Source organism: Lentimicrobium sp. S6 (assembly GCF_013166635.1).
In the GTDB taxonomy this organism is placed as follows: Bacteria; Bacteroidota; Bacteroidia; order Bacteroidales; family UBA12170; genus UBA12170.
This window is the reverse complement of the sequence record NZ_JABKBZ010000002.1, coordinates 1-20,184: the sequence shown is the minus strand read 5'-3', so window position 1 is coordinate 20,184 and position 20,184 is coordinate 1. Positions and strand designations below refer to the sequence as shown.

The 20,184-nt window shown below is 35.7% G+C and carries 15 protein-coding genes and 1 riboswitch; all 15 genes read right to left on the bottom strand.

What is annotated here, in order from left to right; translation table 11 throughout:
- Positions 1-98: 98 nt before the first annotated feature.
- The 15 genes from HNS40_RS01090 to HNS40_RS01020 all read right to left on the bottom strand — a co-directional run bounded on the left by HNS40_RS01090 (position 99) and on the right by HNS40_RS01020 (position 19,890).
- Positions 99-857 carry a tetratricopeptide repeat protein gene (locus HNS40_RS01090; RefSeq protein WP_172276362.1) on the bottom strand — a complete coding sequence of 253 codons (759 nt, stop codon included), beginning with the start codon at positions 855-857 and terminating at the stop codon, positions 99-101.
- 8 nt (positions 858-865) lie between these two features.
- On the bottom strand, positions 866-2,719 hold the full coding sequence (locus tag HNS40_RS01085; RefSeq protein ID WP_172276360.1) for a BatD family protein: 1,854 nt from the start codon (positions 2,717-2,719) through the stop codon (positions 866-868).
- Positions 2,720-2,813: 94 nt separating this feature from the next.
- Entirely contained in the window at positions 2,814-3,593 is a 780-nt protein-coding gene (locus tag HNS40_RS01080; RefSeq protein ID WP_253916203.1) for a tetratricopeptide repeat protein, read from the bottom strand.
- The gene (locus HNS40_RS01075; protein WP_172276358.1) at positions 3,586-4,632 is read right to left on the bottom strand and encodes a VWA domain-containing protein; all 1,047 of its coding nucleotides are present in this window, start codon (positions 4,630-4,632) and stop codon (positions 3,586-3,588) included. Before HNS40_RS01075 ends, HNS40_RS01080 begins: the two co-directional genes overlap by 8 nt.
- 10 nt (positions 4,633-4,642) lie before the next feature.
- On the bottom strand, positions 4,643-5,626 hold the full coding sequence (locus HNS40_RS01070) for a VWA domain-containing protein (protein ID WP_172276687.1): 984 nt from the start codon (positions 5,624-5,626) through the stop codon (positions 4,643-4,645).
- Between the two features lies 1 nt (position 5,627).
- Entirely contained in the window at positions 5,628-6,605 is a 978-nt protein-coding gene (locus tag HNS40_RS01065; RefSeq protein ID WP_172276356.1) for a hypothetical protein, read from the bottom strand.
- The gene (locus tag HNS40_RS01060) at positions 6,605-7,480 is read right to left on the bottom strand and encodes a DUF58 domain-containing protein (protein WP_172276354.1); all 876 of its coding nucleotides are present in this window, start codon (positions 7,478-7,480) and stop codon (positions 6,605-6,607) included. The genes HNS40_RS01065 and HNS40_RS01060 overlap by 1 nt, the downstream gene beginning before the upstream one ends.
- A gap of 86 nt (positions 7,481-7,566) precedes the next feature.
- Entirely contained in the window at positions 7,567-8,559 is a 993-nt protein-coding gene (locus HNS40_RS01055; protein ID WP_172276352.1) for a MoxR family ATPase, read from the bottom strand.
- A 315-nt stretch (positions 8,560-8,874) separates the two neighbouring features.
- The gene (locus HNS40_RS01050) at positions 8,875-10,038 is read right to left on the bottom strand and encodes an MFS transporter (RefSeq protein WP_172276350.1); all 1,164 of its coding nucleotides are present in this window, start codon (positions 10,036-10,038) and stop codon (positions 8,875-8,877) included.
- Between the two features lie 74 nt (positions 10,039-10,112).
- Complete coding sequence (locus tag HNS40_RS01045; protein ID WP_253916200.1) at positions 10,113-11,207, bottom strand: YncE family protein; 1,095 nt, start codon at positions 11,205-11,207, stop codon at positions 10,113-10,115.
- A 361-nt stretch (positions 11,208-11,568) separates the two neighbouring features.
- Entirely contained in the window at positions 11,569-13,797 is a 2,229-nt protein-coding gene (locus tag HNS40_RS01040; RefSeq protein ID WP_172276348.1) for a TonB-dependent siderophore receptor, read from the bottom strand.
- Positions 13,797-16,220 carry a T9SS type A sorting domain-containing protein gene (locus tag HNS40_RS01035; protein ID WP_172276346.1) on the bottom strand — a complete coding sequence of 808 codons (2,424 nt, stop codon included), beginning with the start codon at positions 16,218-16,220 and terminating at the stop codon, positions 13,797-13,799. The genes HNS40_RS01040 and HNS40_RS01035 overlap by 1 nt, the downstream gene beginning before the upstream one ends.
- Before the next feature lie 119 nt (positions 16,221-16,339).
- Positions 16,340-16,517: riboswitch (cobalamin riboswitch) on the bottom strand.
- Between the two features lie 131 nt (positions 16,518-16,648).
- Positions 16,649-17,932 (bottom strand): hypothetical protein, encoded by a 1,284-nt coding sequence (locus tag HNS40_RS01030; protein ID WP_172276344.1) that lies wholly within the window; start codon positions 17,930-17,932, stop codon positions 16,649-16,651.
- Complete coding sequence (locus HNS40_RS01025) at positions 17,932-19,362, bottom strand: MBOAT family protein (RefSeq protein WP_172276342.1); 1,431 nt, start codon at positions 19,360-19,362, stop codon at positions 17,932-17,934. Before HNS40_RS01025 ends, HNS40_RS01030 begins: the two co-directional genes overlap by 1 nt.
- A 105-nt stretch (positions 19,363-19,467) precedes the next feature.
- Positions 19,468-19,890 carry a hypothetical protein gene (locus HNS40_RS01020; protein ID WP_172276340.1) on the bottom strand — a complete coding sequence of 141 codons (423 nt, stop codon included), beginning with the start codon at positions 19,888-19,890 and terminating at the stop codon, positions 19,468-19,470.
- Between the last annotated feature and the right edge of the window lie 294 nt (positions 19,891-20,184).

Genomic DNA, 20,184 nt, shown 5'->3' with positions numbered 1-20,184 from the left:
TCACTAAAATTCTCATCCCTTTTTTGGATTTCGGTTCGGATTTGGCTTCCAAAATGTCTTGTGAGCTCAAAAATCATGTCAGAAATGACCCAAAATCGCTATATAATTTCCATGTTTTCGCTCTCGATCCAACCAATGCTTCCATTCTGAATTTTGATTTTCTTCCACTCACCTACCTGATCAAGTATGCTCACTTTTGTTCCTTCATGAATAACAAATAAATCGACACTGCTTTTGGCGGGAGAACTTTTTACAGTGATGCTAGGAGTGAAGATAATGGCTTCATCATGCTGTTTAAAAGATGAGTACTTCTGATAAGTCAGAAAAAAAGTAAATACAGATAAGCTTAAAAATACAAATGCAGTCCAAAAACCTAATTTCTTGATAATGATTTTGTTGGAGAGGAAATATATGGTTAGTAGCAATGCGAAAAATGAAAATAGGATCAATCCTATTTTTGCCCATACATCTATGGGGAAATGATTGTATAGGCTTTGATACCAATTAATGAAAAATAATCTAGGTATTTCTTCAATTCTATCTGGAATCATTGAATTACATAGTTGAAGATTAAAAATAATGTTTTCATCGCTGGGTTTCAGCTTTAAAGCTTTTTCGTAATACAATATGGCACTTGGTATTTCCTGCAATTTAAAATAGGTATTGCCTAAGTTGTAATATAGTTCTGGAGATTGATATCCGCTGTCGATTATGGATTGATAAACTACTGCTGCTGTATCGTATTTTGCTTCAGCATATAAGTCTTGGGCAGTAATAATTTTGTTTGAGAAATCTTGTGCAAAAGACCCCAAAGAAAATAAGACCGCAAGACAAGTAATGATTATTTTTGCTTTCATGTTTCTTATTATTTTAATTGGTCTTCAATTTTACTGATGATATTTAATCCTTGTTGATAGACTTTTTCCATCATACTATCTTTATCACCTGGTGCAAAGCGTGCAAATTCACTATTATTTAATGTATCAATAAATTCTCGAATCACATTTTCATTAACTCCTTTTTCTAACAATTTATCATTTACAGTATCGCTGGATAATTCCGATAGTGGAATGTTGAATTTGTCACTCACATAGCCCCATAAAGCTTGGCCTATTTCATTATAGAAGTCTGCTTCTTGGTGTGCCTTTAAAAACTCATGAGATTTTTTCAATCGTTTTTTGGCCACTTTTGTAGCGTTTTTGTTTTTCATTAAACTGGTATTTCCTCTTCTTTTTCTTTCTCGCTGCCATACCATGATGATAAATAGCATGATAATAATAGGGCTGATAAGAAGAATATAGAATGAATAAGAGCCAAAGAAAAAATGCTCATATGGTTCCAATTCGAATGGCATTAGGAATATGTATCTAATATCCTTTCCAATATAACGAATGTCTTCTTTTGAGCTTCCTCCGTAAGTTACATTTTGCTGATTGGTATTATTAGATTTATTCACCTTTATTTCATAAGAATCACTACTTAATTTTTTATATTGTTTTTTAACGGGGTCGAAATAGGAGAACTCAACAGTAGGAATTTCATAGGTTCCAGCACTTCTTGGTATTACGGTGTATTCATAAGTTTTGTAACCATTAATACCTTCTTTGTTTTTTCTGGTTTTTGTAGAAATCTTAGGATCGTAAACCTCGAAATCTGCAGGAAAACTGACATTTAAATCAGGAAGTAAATCCACATTGCCTTGGCCACTAATGGTATACTTCAAGGTGATGGCTTCATTGGCCATTAGTTCTCTATGATCGATATTAGAACCTAAGGAATATTGGCCTACAGCTCCTGTAAAATTTACGGGCTTGTTGGCATTTGGGAGGTCTTTTATTTCTAAATTCAACTGATTAGAAAAAAGTGTCTTTTCAATATTTCTGTAATTATTACTAAAAAAGGGATCATTAAAGAAGCTATCGAAGAAAGGATCGTTGGATGAAGTTCTTTTATTACTCGTTTGAACTTGCACTACACAAGACAAGGACATGGGTTCAATTTCTAACTTGCCTGTTTTTTGAGGAAATAATGCTGTCCTTTTTAAATCCGCAACAATATATTCTTCTCCATTAATGATTTCATTTCTTTGATTTAGTTTTCCATTATTTTCCAATAGCTCTACATTCCAGAAACCATTGAAAGACGAAAGTTTATCTATGCTTAAATTTGAAACTGGGACTTTGGTGTAAATTCTATAAGAAACTATGATTTGTTCGCCAAGATATGCTGATTTTTTATTGCTGAACGCCTTTATATACACATCGTCAGCTTTTAGACTTCCTTTGTTTTCATTAGATGAGCTTTGTGTCTTAGTAGATTGGTTAGGACTTTGTCCTGCTTTAACAACATTGATAGTTTTAGTTGTGGATTGATAGGATTTTCCATTAACCTTAATTTCTGCAGCGGGAATTTCAACTTTACCCTCTTGTGTTGCAGCTAGTATATAAGTATAACTGACATTTATATTCTGAGAAACCTTTCCGTTGATGATCTGAATACTGCTATTCTGTCCTCGGCTGGGTCCACTAAGTATTTGTAGCCCTGATAAAGCTGGAGGTGTAAACTGATCCACATCAGCGTTAATCTGATAAGTGAGTCGAAATCGTTCTCCAAGTCGCACTTGAGCTGGTGCGGAAACCTTAAAGTCCACTTCTGCTGCTTGCATTTGTATGCCATACAAGCCAAGCATGAGGATGAAAAATATGATGATTCGCTTCATGTTATTTTAAGTATTCTCTAAATTAGTTGGCAAAAGTAATCATTACCTATATATTTCCTATATCAATACGCAAAGTTTCAGTGTCTAAGCCGTTTTACCAATCTTTTTCCGACTTAATAACTTTGGCATTCTTTTTCTTTTCTTTTTTCAGTTTCTCTAAAGTTTTCTTTTCATTATTCTTTAAAGCTTCCAACATTCGTTCTGCATCTTTTTTACTAATCTTTTGCGCTTGTTGTTCGTTTTGGTTGCCTTGTTGATTTTGTTGATCTTGCTGCTGTTGGTCTTGGTTCTGTTGATCTTGTTGTTGCTGATCTTGGTTTTGCTCCTGTTGGTCTTTGTTTTGTTCCTGTTGATCTTGATTCTGATCTTGCTTGTCCTTATCCTGATCTTGCTTGTCGTCTTTATTTTGATCTTGATTTTGTTGCTCTTGTTGAGCTTGCTTTTGGCGAGCATATTCCAAATTATAACGAGCTTCTTCGTTTTCAGGATTAAATTTTAAAGCTTGCTTATAGGCCGCAATACTTTCGTTCAGCTTTCCTCCTTTTAAAAAGGAGTTTCCAAGATTATAGGCCGTATTGGATTTTTCAAAATTAGATATTTTCTCAACACTGCTGTTAGCAAAGACTTCTGCCGCTTTTTCGTAGTTTTCTTGTTCATATAAAGCATCACCTAAGTTGAACTGTGCCGATTGTTTCTGAGGATTCTTATCCAAAGCTTTACGGTAGTTAATCTCAGCTTCGTTGAAGTTTCCATTTTGGAACTCTTTATTTCCTTGGCGAACCAATTTCTTGTCTGATTGTGCTAGACTCGTCATTGGTATGATGAATCCAAGCAGGATAAAAAACAAGACAATATTTCTGTTTGTATTATTCATTTTTGCTTGTTTTTGTTTCGAAAATATTAAATCTGCCAGCCCATTTGCTACGTTTGTCGGTGATAAATAAATCCATCACTAAGAAAAATAAAGCTAAGGCTAAGAATATTTGAAAACGATCTTCATAATCGGAGAAGATTTTGGCCTCGTATTTTTGCTTTTCCATTTTATTGATGCGATCAAATACATCTTTTAAACCTGCAGTGGTGTTATTGGCTCGGACATATATTCCTTTTCCAGCGGCAGCTACTTTTTGAAGCGTGATTTCATCGAGCTTGGTTACAACGGTTTTTCCGCTTAAGTCCTTTTTGAAACCCGTCTTTTGGCCATTAGAATAAGTCGGAATAGGAGCGCCTTCTGGTAAACCGATACCAATGGTATATACACTGATGTTATTTTTAACAGCCTCCTCAGCTGCAGCTACTGGATTGTCCTCATGGTCTTCTCCATCAGTAATGACGATAATAGCCTTGTCATGCTTACTCTTTTCAAAAGCCTCCATCGATAAATTGATGGCTTGTCCAATACTAGTCCCTTGTGTTGGGACTACGTCTGTATCTATGGTATTGATAAAGAGTTTGGCTGCGCTATAGTCCGAGGTGATGGGTAATTGAGTATAAGCTCTTCCGGCAAATACTACAATTCCTATTCTGTCTCCCTCGAGCTGGTCAACTAGCTTACTGATGGCCCGTTTGGCTCTTTCTAACCTGTTGGGTTTGATGTCTTCCGCCAACATACTATTGGATACATCCAAGGCAATCATCAAATCCACTCCTTGTCTCTCTACCTTATCTAGCTTACTTCCTATTTGTGGATTGGCTAAACCAATAATGATAAATGTATATATTACGGAGTAGACACCAAATTTCCACCACAGTTTCTGCTTAGGTTGTTCCGGCATTAGTTTTTTTACTAATGATAATTCACCCAGTTTTTTCATTCTGGCTTTCCTCTGCAAAATCATATAATAGAAAAGCACGAAGAAAACGGGCAAGGCTGCTAGCCAATACAAATAGTTTATGTCTTCAAATTTTATCATTTATAATTTCTTAAGGCAATGTTTTTAACCAAGTATACTTTAATATAAGGAGTAGAAGAAATAATAAAGCGGCCGCTATAGCCCAAATATGAAATTCTTCTCCTTTTTTACTAAATACCGTTACGTCTATTTTTGACTTCTCCAATTCATCAATGGCTTGATAGATTTCTTGTAGCTTTTTATTGCTTGTCGCTCTAAAATATCTACCATCAGTTAATGCCGCTACTTGTTTCAGTAATGGTTCATCTATTTTTACTTCCATTTGTTGCATCTGAGTTCCAAAAGGAGTTTGAACAGGGTAGGGAGCAGTTCCCATAGTTCCCACACCTATGGTATAAACTCTAATGCCATACATTTTTGCAATTTCAGCAGCCGAAGAAGCATCCAAAGCTCCCATATTGCTCACTCCATCAGTTAGTAATATGATGACTTTACTAATGGCCTTACTATCTTTTAAACGAGAAATGGCTGTGGCAAGTCCGTCGCCAATGGCTGTACCATCCTCTATCATTCCACTTTTAACATTTGTGAATAAACTACCAAGGACGGTATGGTCAGTAGTTAAAGGGCATTGTGTAAAAGCTTCTCCACTAAATATCACCAATCCCATTCTGTCGTTGGGTCTTCCTTTGGAGAAGTCAATGGCTACTTTTTTAGAAGCTTCCAAACGGTTGGGCTTGAGGTCTTGTGCTAACATACTGCTGGAAACATCCAATGCCATCATGATGTCGATACCTTCTACGGAGACATCCTCTCTTTTGCTGCTGGTTTGAGGTCTGGCAATCGCAATAACGAGTAAGCCAAGTACTAGCATTTTTAGTGCAAAGGGAAGATGAATAAGTCTTTGGCGTAAGCTGATTGGAGCGCCTTTTAGGTTCTCCAAACTAGAAATTCTCATTTTGGCAAAATTACCTTTATGCTTCCACCAATACCATGCGGTAAGAGCAGGAATGAGTAAAAGGAGCCAGAAATATCCCGGATTTGCGAAATCAATATTATTGAACATCTTTTACCTCCTTGTTTTCTGTTGGCTTCATTTCTTGTACCGCTTTTATAATCAATTGTTTCGTCTCGTTTACAAAGTCTGTACAATTATTCAAGCTGGTATCATTTTCAATAGCCGAAGCTCCAGATTTAGCAAACTTTACCAAATCCGATAATTCTAAAGAAGCTTGCAGCTTTTGAAGGGCTTCAGTATTGATATTCTCTTTTTTAAGCGAGTCCATGATTTCGAAACTCACCATTTCTGCTGCTTGAATACCAAATCTACCTTCAATATAAACTCTAATAATATCAATAAGCTCGGTATGGTATTCCTTTAGCTGATCTTGTTGCCAAAGTTTTTTCAGCCTGAGTTTTTCTAGGTCGAGAATGGCTTGTTCATGTGGTGGAAGACTTGGTTTCTCTTTCTTTTGGAATAGAGGTTTGTTCTTTTTCTTCCTCTTAATGAAGTAGAAAATGGCAAAAATAACCAATCCAAAAGCAAAGGCTGAAGCTATCCATGGTAAAAACTCAGCGATGGTGTATGGCTCTGCCATGGGTCTAACAATAGGCTTAATATCTTTGGTGGTATCTACTTCAACAGTAAATACATTCAAAAGAAGGGGTTCGCTTTGTAGGACTTGAAAAGTAGTATCTCCCTTCTCCATTAATCCAAATGGGAGCGGAGGGATAATATGATAGCCTGTGTCAAAAGAGGTGATGACGAGCTGTTGTTGTAATAATTGCTGACCATCTTCTGTAAATATTGTATCAATATTAGTTCTAGAGACAATCTCTAAAAGGGAGGTAATGGTGTCATTAAATACAGGGAAGAGACCGAGTTTGTTGGCGGGTAATTGATATTTTAAATCAAGCTTCACCTGTTCACCAATTAAAATAGCATTAGTATCAGAACTCACCGATACATTTTGAGCAAAACTATTCCAGCTCAATGCCAATAATAATATGATTAGTTTCCAATTGTTTTTCATTAGGCTCGTGCTTCTCGTTTTTTAAACATGGCCACCAAAGGCTTCACATAATCAGTTCCAGTGCTAATTTCTGCCAAATCGACTCCCGATTTTTTGAAAGTTTCTTTGGTTAGGATTTCATTCTTTCGGGCAGAATCAGCATAGAATCTTCGGATGGCAGCACTAGCGGTATCTATCCATTTGGTTTCTCCTGTTTCGGAATCTTCCACTTGAATTAAACCCACATTAGGAATTTCATTTTCTCTTTGGTCGAAAATCCGAACCGCCATTAAATCATGCTTATTGCTGGCAATTTTTAAAGCGTCCTTAAAGTTGGGGCTTTTGAAATCGGATAGCACAAAAGCAGTACAACGTTTTTTAATGGCATTGGTTAAGAATTTCAAAGCTTCAGAAACATCCGTTCCTTTACTCTCCGCTTTGAAATCCACCAATTCTCTAATGATTCTTAAAATATGTGTACTTCCTTTTTTAGGTGGAATGAATTTTTCAATCTTATCGCTAAAGAAAATAACACCTACTTTATCATTATTTTTAATGGCTGAGAAAGCAAGAACAGCAGATATTTCTGTAAGTACATCTTGTTTAAAAGATTCTACAGTACCAAACTGATGAGAAGCCGAAACATCAATCAATAACATTACTGTCATTTCTCGCTCCTCCTCAAATATTTTGATGAAAGGGTGGTTGAAACGCGCAGTTACATTCCAATCGATATTACGCACATCATCGCCATATTGATATTCTCGAACCTCGCTAAAAGCCATTCCCCTTCCTTTAAAAGAAGAGTGATATTGGCCAGCAAAGATTTGATTACTCAATCCTCTGGTTTTGATTTCTATCTTTCGAACCTTCTTAAATATCTCTTTTGCAGTCAAGTTTCGCTTTTTTAATTATTAAATGAAAGGTTAATCCTCATTCAAACATCCTCAATCTGAAATCATAAATCCTCAATTAATACTCCTTAAGGTACTTCAACAGTATTCAAGATTTCGTTGATGATGTCGACAGAAGTAATATTTTCAGCTTCCGCTTCGTAAGTTAAACCAATTCTATGGCGCAATACATCATGAGCTACTGCTCTAATGTCTTCTGGAACCACATAACCTCTTCTTTTGATGAAGGCATAGGCTTTTGCAGCAAGGGCTAAGCTAATACTTGCACGCGGAGAACCACCAAAGGCAATCATGGGCTCTAGTTTTTCCATGCGGAATTTGGCAGGATAACGAGAGGCAAATACGATATCGGTGATATACTTTTCAATCTTTTCATCCAAGTACACTTCTCTTACAACTTCTCTAGCTTTGATAATATCCTCAGGTTTAACCACTGCATTTACCGTTTCGAAAGTGTTGGAAATATTCTGACGAAGAATTTGCATTTCTTCTTCTTGCTTAGGATAGTTAATCACTACTTTCAGCATAAATCTATCCACTTGAGCTTCAGGTAAAGGATATGTTCCTTCTTGTTCAATAGGATTTTGTGTGGCCATTACTAAGAATGGCAAGGGAAGAGGAAAAGTCTCAGAGCCTATTGTAACTTGACGTTCCTGCATGGCTTCTAATAACGCCGATTGAACTTTTGCCGGACTACGATTGATTTCATCTGCCAAAACGAAGTTGGCGAAGATGGGTCCTTTTTTAATTTGAAACTCTTCTTTCTTCTGGCTATAAATCATAGTACCCAAAAGGTCGGCAGGTAAAAGGTCAGGGGTGAACTGAATACGGGCAAATTTCCCATCCACAGCTTTTGATAGAGTAGTAATGGCTAAAGTTTTAGCTAAACCAGGAACTCCTTCTAATAAAATGTGACCATTGGAGAGCAAACCGATCATTAAACTTTCGGTCATGTGCTTTTGCCCAACAATTACTTTATTCATTTCGAGGCTTAGAACATCGATAAATGAACTTTCTAACCTAATTCTTTCATTCAATTCTCTAATATCTGTTTGCATCATTTTGCATTCGTTTTAATTAAGATGTGCAAATATACTCAGCCCATCGGATTGTTGAAAAAATCCGCGGTTAAAATTTGTTAAGCAGTGTTTATGAAAAGTTAAGAAGGAGGTGAATTTGTGATTTATTGGTTTTATTTCTTAGAAAAAATCATGCACTTTACTGTTTTAGATTCTGCAAATATTGTGGTTGGAAGGTAGGAGCCTGAAGCTAGAAGTAAATGTATTTCGGACTTCTAAACCAGAGTAGTTTTTTAATATTTCAAAAGGATTGATTCGTATTTAGATAAAGAATAGTGTTTTTTTTTTGAGCTTTTATCAAGCGCGTTTTCTAGCCCAAATAAATATACTTAAAATGAAACCTAGAAAAACGGAAACTAATAAAACACTAAAACTAATCTGAAGCCCAAAATGCTCTGCTAAAAATCCAAGAACAACAGGCCCAGTTAAAAAGCCTACATAGCCTACGCCAGCCATAAAAGCGATACCGCTGGCGGGATTTACTCCTTCAATATTTGCAGAGAGACGGTATACTTCGGGTACAATGATGGAGAAGCCTAATCCAACGGTGAAGAATCCAACAATACTAACTAGGGGATGGCCTAATAAAACCAATGAAAAACCTATTAAAGCTAGAACGTATCCAGCAAGAATAATTTGCCATGCTCCAAATTTTGAACTCAGATAGTCACCGCTAAAACGTCCGATGGTCATGGCCAATGAAAATCCTGCATAACCAAGCCCTAGGTAATTCATATTGGTCTTGGCGATGTCTTTTAAATATAAGCCGCTCCAGTCGGCAATGGCGCCTTCCGATACCATTCCTATAATGGCAATGGCTCCAATAAGCCACAGCGTTTTGTTTTTGATGGCGCTTCTTGTTGGGGCACTTTCGGTCTCCTGTGTTTTATTAACGATGTGAAAGTATTTCTTTTTGAAGAGAATTTGAAGGAGTATGACACTAGCTAAAGCCAGAAGAATATGTAAAAGTGGATTATTGAGCAGGACAATAATAATGGTCCCAAAGCCAGCAGATATCATTGCACCTAGGCTGAAGAATCCATGGCAAGTGGACATGATATTTATTTGTCTTTCTCTTTCAACGGTGGCAACTAAGGAGTTGATGGCAACTTGCATGATACCAGAACTGATTCCAAATAGATACATGGTAAAACAAAGCCAATAAAAGGATGGGGAGATAAATAAGGTGCTGATAAAAATAGCAACCATTAAAATGCTTATTAAAGACGATTTACCTTCCCCAATTGATGTCACAATCTTTTTTCCAAATGGAAGAGAGGATACCGAACCAAATGCAGCAAAGAACAAGGCGATTCCCAACTGTCCTTCATTCATATTTAGCTTTTCGATGATGCTTGGGATATAGATAACCCATGTACCAAACATAATACTGAGAGATAGGTATAATTGCGCAAAAGGAAATATCTCTAGCTTTTCTTTAATATTAAATTTGAGCTTCATGGTTTGGTTCTAAATATGCTGCAAATATGCTGTTTTTCCTTGGCTTAGAAAAATGCCAATTCAAGACTTCAAGCTTATTCCATCTTAAAACAAAAACTTCCAGGGTTCACGCCAGCTTTAAAAGAATCCAACAGATGACCTTGAGGATGGTATCTATAAATAATTCCGTTTTGTTGATAATCTATGGCATCTGCAATATAAACTTGTGAAGAGGTGGGGTGGATGGACAAGCCATAAAAGCCTCCATAAACTCCAGTATAACTACTTTCTACAAAAGGGACTTCTGGAAACTGAGGCTCCTCTGTGGTCATTCTAAATACATGGCGATTGATGAAGTAAAGCGTGTCTTGGCTTCCATTAATACATAATTCGGAAGGGTTGTCTTCTAAATCAAATCGAAAAAGCTTTTCGATTTCTAAGCTTTGAGCATCAATTTTTACTAGAGCTGGCCTTTCGTGTGCATAAGGACTTTCGGCATATCCACCATCGCATAAAACCCAGATTTTATTATTCTTGTCCATCACCATGCTACTGGGTTGAGCCGGAACTTCTATGGAATCTATAACTTGATCAGTATTGCTATCGATAACTAAAATTTGATTATCAAAAGACCAACAATTCGTAAAAACCAAATTCTCATATTGAATCATTTGTTCGGTACTGTGTTGGTAGTAATTAGGATTATTGTTGTTCACATCAATGCTGCCAGTTTTCTTATAAGTACTAGGATTAACAATAGTGATGGCTTTGGCATGTAAATCTGTAATGTAAGCTTTTTGGTCGTTGAGAAAGTGAATATAACGAGGAGAGTTTAAACCAGTAATGCTAGCTGTAAACTCTAAAGTATTAGCATCCGCAACATATACCTTACCGCTATTGTTGACTACGATAAAGGCTTGTCCGTTATGAATTTCCATAGATTGAACTACATCTCCTAAAGGAGCTGAGTTTCTAGCATAAAAAATGTGATTATAAATCCGTTTTTTCTCAATATCATAAAAACTCAAAGAGGCATTTCCATACATGAAATTTCCTTCGTTTGTAATAAATACTCCAGATGTATTATTTAATTTGAAATAAATGGTTTCTACTGGTTCCTTTTGACATGAGGTTGTAAGAAGGTAAATAGATAAAAATAAAAAGAGGTTTATAATTGAATCAATTTTCATCTTTTTTACCCCGGCCCCAAGGGGAGAAAGCTGAAAATTGCTGAGGTTTTTTAAACTGATTAAAGAGTATGATGTTAAACTTAATAATTGAAAAATAATATTTTTAAAACCAGATGCTTTTTCGCTCCCCTTGGGGTTGGGGCAATCGAAAAAGAAGCTTCTCGCTGAATCATTTTTAATTGGTTTTGCCCCGACCCAGATGGGAGCCCAATTAAAAATAGATTGCCTATTAAGAAAGGAATGAATAGGTCCATCTTCACCAATGAGAATAGGATTACTTATATCAGATGCTTTTTTGCTCCCCGTGGGGTTAGGGAAAACAAAAAAGAATTTTGAAATGTTACTTATTCTAAACTTCATACTATTTCCTCCATCCAATTTGTAAATTTACTGAATAATATCTTCCGGGCATTGCACGCCATAATACAGTCATATAGTCTCTGTCAAAGATGTTCTCAACTCTAATACCAAATCTGGCTTTGAGCTTTTTCCAATTAAATCCTTTTTCAAAGCTAAGATTTGTTAAAGAATAAGCTAAAAGAGGTTTTTCAAAATCTGATAATTCGTTAGAGCTGGTGGTATACCTTTTTCCAATGATGGAATTGTCAATGTTTAGTTCCCAAGATTTGTAATTCACTCCTATCATTAAATTAGCGGTATGACGAGGAATATAGATTAATTGTTTTCCTCTGCTTTCATCAACAGATTCTACAGCATTTTCATTGGTGGTTATGGTAAGGGCGTAATTGGCAATGGTTTTTAGTTTCCAATTTCTATAGAAATCCATATTGTATTTTAAAGTGCATTCGACTCCTCGGGCAAAAACTTTCTTAATATTATCTGCTTCCCAATAAATGGCACCGGTGGAAGAGGGATGCCAAACTATCCAATTTTCAATTATAGAAGCATAGATATTGATGTTTGATTCTAAATTCCAATTGTTTTTGGCTTGTTTAAAACCTAAACCCAGTTCTGCGGTATACCCGTCTTCGGGAAGTAGGTCTGGGTTTCCGCCAGGAATCCAGTATAAGTCGTTAAGGTTAGGTTTGTGGTAATTTCGACTGGCATTAAATTTTATGCTCCAAATATCTTTTTGGTCCAATTGATATTCAATACCCAATGATGGAATGAGAAAAACGAAAGTATCATCATAATATTCGCTTCGGAGGAGGGCATAAGCTGATGTTCTTTCGTTGATTTGAAGATTGAGCTGTGCCAGATAACTCAACTCTACTCGTTCTTCCTTATATCCCGTTTTTTTGGTAGAATCATAAATATCTACTTGGTGAAAATTTGCATCCAAAGAGGTTTTAAAGTGTAGAGACTCCTCTTCTTTATATTGATATTCCAAGTGGTTAAAACTAGATTTTTCTTTACTTATTGAATTGAAATTATTATCTAATTCTGTTGATTTTCGAAAATAATGCAATTTTGTATAGTTGATACCACTTGTGAATTCCCATCTTGAATCTCCTATGTAGTATTTCCAAGCTCCAATAGCTCTTAGTTGCTCATCTTCTCGATATTCTATTCTGTTGAATATTTGATAATCCACACTGTCAGGTGTTTGAATCTCTTCGATGTTATAGCCTTCGTAAGACATGAGCTGAGGAAGATTTCTGAAATTATGATGGCCCCAGATTTTTAAAGAGAGCAAATGATTTTTCTTCAATTTTCCATAAAACTCTTGTAGGAAACCATATTTCTCATAATCCGCATTTTTCTGGACATCGTCTCTGTATGGAAGTACTCCATAGTTGTAGAATGGAAAGTCGTTCTCTGATTGGTCGTGAAAAACTCTAGTTTTCGATTGAAACTTAGAGTTCCCCAAGGCCAATTCTGCAAATTCTTTAAAAGTAGAAAAGCTCTCTATATGTTGAATGTATTTTACTGAAATTCGATTACTCCAATCTGCTTTGTTTTCAAGACTAATACTTCCTCCTAAGGCACCACTTCCTGCACTTAAAGAGCTTCCGCCATGAAGCAATTCTACTCTATCGATAAAATAAACAGGAAACTGAGAGAAATCTACATCGCCCCGCATGGGTGAGTTGAGACTCATTCCATTCCAATTGACTTGAGTATGAGAAGCTGCCGTTCCGCGAAAAGAAGCGGTGGCGGAGGAGCCTCTTCCATAAGATTTTATGAATACTGGAGTGCTGGCCGTCATGAGGCTCGATAGAGATTTTGAGCTCAAGCTTTGTAAAGCCATGGTGTCTATCCTCGATTTGCTCATGGCTACTTCTTCAATGGGTTTTTGAGCTTTAACTTCTACTGTTTTTAATTGAAAAGTATCCTTGGTGATTTGAGCATTGATATTTTGACTCCAAAAAAGAGAGACAGAAAGAAAAGCAAAAATTTTAAAGAATAGTCTTCTATTATAAGCTGTGATATTTATTATTTTCAAAGCAGAGGTATTGGTATAATCTAATCTTTCAATGGGGTGGATTTCAACAATAATAAATGAGAATAATTCTGTGCAAATATAAATAATCTTCTTTGTGAAACTCTGTATAATAGCTTTGCCACGAAGAAACACAAAGGATTTCGCAAAGTGCCACCAAGAATGAAGAAGTGTTTGCCCAGCCATTATCTTTTGATGATGGTTTTGGAGAAGGAATTACCTTTGCTATAAACTTGAATTAAATAGACTCCGCTCTTAAGTTCTCCCAGATTTACTCGTTTTGCCTCTTTTACCTCTTTTACCAATTGACCTTGATGATTATAGATTTTCAGAAGATCAATATCATTGTTTTCTGAGGATTCTATATGGATAAGATCCTCAAAAGGATTGGGGTAAATAGTAAAATGGAGTGGATTGAGTTCTTCAATTCCAGTGGCATCGGAAATAATGATTTGTGCTTTATGTGCTCCTATGGAAATTAGGTGTTGACCAAGGATGTTGATGCTAAACTCAGCTTCTCCATCAGAATTAGTTGAGACTTGTTGACCGTCATTGACCAAGCTTTCTTCATTTAATGATAGCAATGCATTTGCAATGGGCTTTCTTTCCAATAATTCTACAATTCCTGATTCATAGAATTGACACCGCTCTTCCATGAAATGAGTTGTAATGAGTTCGTCAGGTTTTGAGGTGTAGGTGCTTAGTGTTATTTGATTGATGGTCCATTCCTCTCTGGAATCTGGCACATGATAGATTAGAATTTCATCTTCATCTTGTATTTCGATTTGATGCATATTCCTAGCAAAATGATCATCATTTAGTTTTATAATCCATGTTCTCGATTTACTATCGTCGCTATGGTTTCCACCGTAGCCATAGTAGTAATTTAAACTTGAATGTTCTTCTTCTGGAACTTTCCATAAGTAAAGAGCGCCATCTACTATTTCGTCGTCCTTAAATTTAAAATCCTCTCCAAGTCCAGTGCTTTCAAAAATAGAAGCTATGGCATGGGCTAGACTTATATTTTCTACACTACCGATTCCGTAATCTTGAGCTGCATTATCTACATAAGGGTTAAGGTCAAAATGGTCAATATTAACTGCTTGCCGAGAAAGTATATTATGGTCATCGGTTTGGATAGTGATATATACCTTCTTACTGTGGCTTTCTGCTAATATTTGTATGGCTAATGAATCAATAATTTGAGGAAAACCTTCAGCCTGAGCATAGATATAGGTATTACCCTCCTCTAATCCTTTGATATAGGTTTCATTGTTTCTTTCAAAGATTTCTAATAATTCGGGATTTTTAGCATGCCATAGTGTTTCTAATCCTAAAATAGCTTCGTTATTTTGATCTTTAATGATAGCATTTATTTCAATTTGACTTTGTGAATGAATGCTCTGTGATTCTAATATGATTTCGATGGAGGAGGGCTCCGAAACGAGAATCTCGAAACTATTCGAAATATACTCCTGATTTTGAACTTTTGCAGTGATAATGGTAAGGCCAGCTTGATGAGTCTGAATGAGTCCATTGGCATCTACTGTGGCGATATTGGTATTTGAGGAGTTCCAAATGATATTTTGACTTGCTGCCGGAATACCAGAAATAAAATGAATGGCTTCTGCTTGTAAGCTCCTGTTTATTGTTATTGTTTTTGGCATATCCGACAAGGCTAATAAATTGATCTCCCCAGTGATAGTGCTATTAGGGCTGACGTCTATAATACCGGAAATCTCAGTGGAAGCTTCCCCCAATCCTCCCACGGAAGTATTCATGGCATTGGTGATTTTAATAAAATCTATATGGTCAAGCGCTACTCTGTTTCCATTTTCATCTCTGGCCCAACTGATATCCATGGCATCGCCACCTGAATTTTCTAAGTCGCTGGTATAAGGATTATCAGGAATGTCATAGGGTTGGCTGCCTCTGGTTCTGTTATCTGCAAAGCCAAAGTATCTTTCGTAAGATTTTATCATGGATGGAGTGGAGAGGTCAATATCACCTTCAACTTTCATGCCTTGTAGAGTGTAAAGTTCTTGGTTTATACTAGGGAATAAGATCGGAGATGGGTAATAGCTTTGTTGGTGGAAACTGTTTTTATAAACGTATCCAGAATCTTGATTGCTGTCCACCCAAAGTACATCGGTAGCTGAGTTTTCATTGGGATTGAAATAAGTGACAGCATAATCCATTTGACTTTGGTTCAAATAATAGTCGCTCCCTGCCAAAAGATACCATTGGTCATCAGCCAGTCCATTATTATTCTCATCTTTCATGACTTCTACCATTGCTGCTTCGCTCCAATCAGGCAAAGCATTGGTGAATATGGTAAAATCAATTCCAAATGGATTGTTGGGATGGTTTTCTACACTTTCTTCCATTTTTACAATAATATGACCGCCAAATGCGCCCAAAGAAACCAATCCGCTTGTTCCTCCAATAATGCTTTGTGCAGCATACGGAGAGCCAAATGCACCATCGTTAGTAAATTGTCCTGGAGCAGGTTTGTAATCAATAATTTCCGACACATACTGTGCCTGACCCAGCAAGTTAAAGCTGAATAGGAGGATTAGAGTTGCAAATTTAATAATTGACTGGCTCATTTTATTGTTTATTTATTTCGCAAAAACAGTAGAAACTGAAAAAGATGAGGGCAGGCTTTGAAGGAAGCAATCGGCTAGTGTAGGAAACCAGCAGATGATTAGCTTTTTCACCGAAAGCACTCAAATCTTTATCTGTTGGCAGGTCTTCTGACTTACTCCATTCTGTGGAAGCCTTCCCGGTTGCGAACCAGTGGCATATTTTCCACGAAATATATGGAGCTTACAGCAGCGGGAACTGTTCAGGATTTACACCTGATTCCCTATTAATCCGATAATACCATTTTAACGATATGGAATTTCATAAAGTCAAATTGGTATAAGCTGGAACCAATTTCGCTGCAAAAGTAGAAATATTAGTTGAGGTGGAATGTTAAATTCTGAAAAATGATAAAATAGTAAGTACAGATGAACAGGTTGTTGATTAATAGTTATTTGTATTTCTGATCTATCATGAATTTAGCATCAAGATATAACATAGAATCTACTGTGATTCCTCTAGATTTTGCTTTTTCTTGGATTTTTTCAAACCATTTTTTATCAGATTGAATCTGTTTCATCATGGCTCTAATGTCTTTCTCCAAGTTTATGTAACTTTGACTTGCATGTTCAAAAGATTCGATAAAACCAAAGGGGAATCTGTCAAGGTTCGCTTCAGTGGTGAAAAGCAGCAGGATGTCAGCTTTTCTTATTGCTTCGGAATAATTGATATTCTTTACTTCATCTGTCATCTGTAGTTTGTCGATAAAAATCTGTTGATTATAATACCAAAACTCACCATGACTAAATGCCTTTTGATGAATACCTAAACGATATAATTGCCAGAAAAAACTATCTGCAATACTTATTACTTTAGGCTTATAAGCCGATTCATCTTTAAAGCTTATTTGGGGATAGGTCATTAATGGAATAGGAACAGGTAGGCCTAAGTTTAAAGCTTTTTCAATGTCGCTATCTTGTTTGTCAGCAATAAAAGACTTACTAATATCGTCAATTTGAACATCAACTAAGTTCTTATTCAAAACCAATTCCATTTTTCTGAGGATTGAATCAACTATCAGAGGCATGCTTCCTTGACTCCAATGAATTCCTGTTTTTGGATAAAGAACTATTTCAGAGCCATCTTTCATATTTAAGAAAGCAGCATTAAAATCGATAAATGGAATATTGGACTTAGTTAAGATAGAAGTATAAACTTCATAATTTGTGATGCTTCTTTCTTTGTTCATGGAATCAGGAATGAATTCAGGATAAAAGAAACCCTTTCCTGGTGCAATTACTATTATTAATTGGGTTTGATGCTTCTTTAATTCTTCTTGAATAGCTAATAGTTTATTAATTCTAGAATTAATTTTCTTTTCACCTATAAAATTAGTTCCAAAATAGGAGTCGATATATTGTTGTTCATATAGATAGTCGTTCTTTCCAATGATTACGTTTTGAGCACTTACTTTATTGAATAAACTATATTGCAGTTGATTATAAAGCCTTACAAACGAACTCCTAAAGCCAAAATGGTCATTAAAGAAGGTATCATATTTATTTTGGAATTCCCCAGAAAACCAATCTTGAATTATAAACACTGGTTTTTGCTTGAGGGTATAGCTTCCTTCTAGAGGCTTAACAAAAACCTTTTGAGTATAATACTGCAAAAGAGGAAGCGTTAAAGCTAAAATGATGATGATAATTCCTATATTATTCGTCTTGTTTTTCATTAGAACCTAAAATATATAAATGGATTAAAATCACTGCTGGTGATGGCGCTAAGGCAGATGGCTAAGCTTAATATGGCTAGAATTATAGAAATGAAATACCTCGATGTACTGTATTGCTCAGAAAAGAATACTTTATTCTCCCATTTTTTGCCTGTTTTTAAGAGTGTAATAAACGAAAATAAGACTGCAATTACTAATATGAACCAAAATTCTGATGAGGTTTTTGTGGGGACTGAAAAGTCGAATTTAAATAAACTTCTTAAGAAATATTTTATTTGATTAAAGCTCTCAGATCTAAATATAACCCAACCAATGATGGTTATAAAAAAAGTGAGAATGATACTTGGATATTTACCTACCTTTTTACTGAACTTAAGTAGGAATAGCTTATCAAGAATTAAGAAGAAGCCATGGAAAGCCCCCCAGATCACAAAATTCCATGCTGCACCATGCCAGAGACCAGAGATTAAAAATACCAGCCAAAGATTAAAATAGAGTCTTTTTTTTGAGGATACTCTACTTCCCCCCAATGGAATATATAGATAATCGCGCATCCAACTTCCTAGGGTGATGTGCCATCTACGCCAAAATTCAGTTATGCTTTGTGAGGTATAGGGATTATTAAAGTTTTCAGGAAATTTGAAGCCCATGATTCTACCAAGTCCAATGGCCATATCGGAATACCCAGAAAAGTCAAAATAGATTTGGAAGGTATAGGCTATTATTCCTATCCAGGCAGCTGAGCTTGTTAATTCTCCATCTGCCAAAGCAAAAGCTTGGTCGGCTTGTGCTCCTAATACATTAGCTATTAAAACTTTTTTCGCTAGTCCAATACAAAATCTAAAAAATCCCAATAACTTGTTGTCTAAGGTCTCTAAATGCTGGCGATTCTCTATCTGATCCGCAATTTGATTGAACCTCACAATAGGTCCTGCAATCATTTGAGGAAATAGCATAATATAAACTAGATATTGGATGGGATTCTTAAGAGGTTTGTGAACACCTCTAAAGACATCGATAGAATAAGTTAGTGTTTGAAAAGTATAGAAAGAAATGCCTATGGGTAAGGCCACTTGTGTCCATTGGAGGTTCTCGAAACCCATAGAATGGAGGACGAAGTCCAAATTCTCCACAAAGAAGTTGGCATATTTAAAATAGAGTAGGAGGCCAACATTTATAGAAATGGATAATGCCAATAAGTATTTTCGATGTATTGAGTTAGGGGAGTGGTACATGTTATTGATGATATAATAATCAAGAATAACAGAACCTATAACTACAAATACAAAAACGGGTGCCCCCCAAGCATAAAAGAAAATGCTAGCAAATAGGATGACCCAGTTTTTATAATTGTTGTTTTTGAAGAGGTGATATAACAACAAAAAAACAGGTAGAAAGTATAAAAGGAATAGGCTGCTACTAAATACCATTTGATCGATTTCAAATTTGATGGCACAAAGCTAAAAAAAATGAAGGTTGAACTATGAAAAGAAAAAAGTGTTTGTGAATTTAAATATCTTCATCATATTAATAGATTAGTGATAAAGAAAAACAGGTAATCCATCCTCACAAATGATATCACTTGGCTCAGGAGGAATGGTGCAATCAGATATAATCCCCCATTTTATATTATACAGATCTTGTTGATGGGTATAGAATTTGACTTTGCTTAGAAAAGCGTTTTCATCAATTTTCTGATGATAAGCCATAAAACCAACTGGGCCACCACAAGCCTTTTGACCATAAGCTACAAGCTTCCAGTCTTCGGAGTTGGTGCAAGAAACAGAGGCAGAAATACTAGAAATTTCTATAAATAAATCGGAAAGAAATTTCAGATCTTCTGCTTGTGAGCTAGTGTCTTTAATTTCTCCTCTTACAATTTCTTCTTCATCATTGTTTTTGTCGCATGCCATCAATATTCCCATTGCTAAAGCAAAGACGATAATTAACCTTTTCATTCATTTTGTTTTTGATAAAGCTAAAATACTGAAAAATAGGATGGTTTTTTAAATAATTTTGAAATATTTGTTAATTGGTCATGTTTTAATTGGTTTCCTATCTTTACCTTTTGAAAATTTAATCTTATGAAAATCCTTAAACGTTTATTATTAGTCATAGTTATTATCTGAAGTTTCGCACCAAATCAGACTGCCTTATCAAGCTGAATTAGAATAGGTTCTTTTTCTCTAAAAAACAGAAAATTTTCACTATTGTTGATTAACTCATGTGCAATTTTCTGAAAATCAACACCA

What these genes read in the sequence shown, in the direction of transcription:
- HNS40_RS01090 (WP_172276362.1), bottom strand. Translation starts at nt 857, where the DNA reads ATGAAAGCAAAAATAATCATTACTTGTCTTGCGGTCTTATTTTCTTTG.
- HNS40_RS01085 (WP_172276360.1), bottom strand. Translation starts at nt 2,719, where the DNA reads ATGAAGCGAATCATCATATTTTTCATCCTCATGCTTGGCTTGTATGGC.
- HNS40_RS01080 (WP_253916203.1), bottom strand. Translation starts at nt 3,593, where the DNA reads ATGAATAATACAAACAGAAATATTGTCTTGTTTTTTATCCTGCTTGGA.
- HNS40_RS01075 (WP_172276358.1), bottom strand. Translation starts at nt 4,632, where the DNA reads ATGATAAAATTTGAAGACATAAACTATTTGTATTGGCTAGCAGCCTTG.
- HNS40_RS01065 (WP_172276356.1), bottom strand. Translation starts at nt 6,605, where the DNA reads ATGAAAAACAATTGGAAACTAATCATATTATTATTGGCATTGAGCTGG.
- HNS40_RS01055 (WP_172276352.1), bottom strand. Translation starts at nt 8,559, where the DNA reads ATGATGCAAACAGATATTAGAGAATTGAATGAAAGAATTAGGTTAGAA.
- HNS40_RS01050 (WP_172276350.1), bottom strand. Translation starts at nt 10,038, where the DNA reads ATGAAGCTCAAATTTAATATTAAAGAAAAGCTAGAGATATTTCCTTTT.
- HNS40_RS01045 (WP_253916200.1), bottom strand. Translation starts at nt 11,207, where the DNA reads ATGAAAATTGATTCAATTATAAACCTCTTTTTATTTTTATCTATTTAC.
- HNS40_RS01040 (WP_172276348.1), bottom strand. Translation starts at nt 13,797, where the DNA reads ATGGCTGGGCAAACACTTCTTCATTCTTGGTGGCACTTTGCGAAATCC.
- HNS40_RS01035 (WP_172276346.1), bottom strand. Translation starts at nt 16,220, where the DNA reads ATGAGCCAGTCAATTATTAAATTTGCAACTCTAATCCTCCTATTCAGC.
- HNS40_RS01030 (WP_172276344.1), bottom strand. Translation starts at nt 17,932, where the DNA reads ATGAAAAACAAGACGAATAATATAGGAATTATCATCATCATTTTAGCT.
- HNS40_RS01025 (WP_172276342.1), bottom strand. Translation starts at nt 19,362, where the DNA reads ATGGTATTTAGTAGCAGCCTATTCCTTTTATACTTTCTACCTGTTTTT.
- HNS40_RS01020 (WP_172276340.1), bottom strand. Translation starts at nt 19,890, where the DNA reads ATGAAAAGGTTAATTATCGTCTTTGCTTTAGCAATGGGAATATTGATG.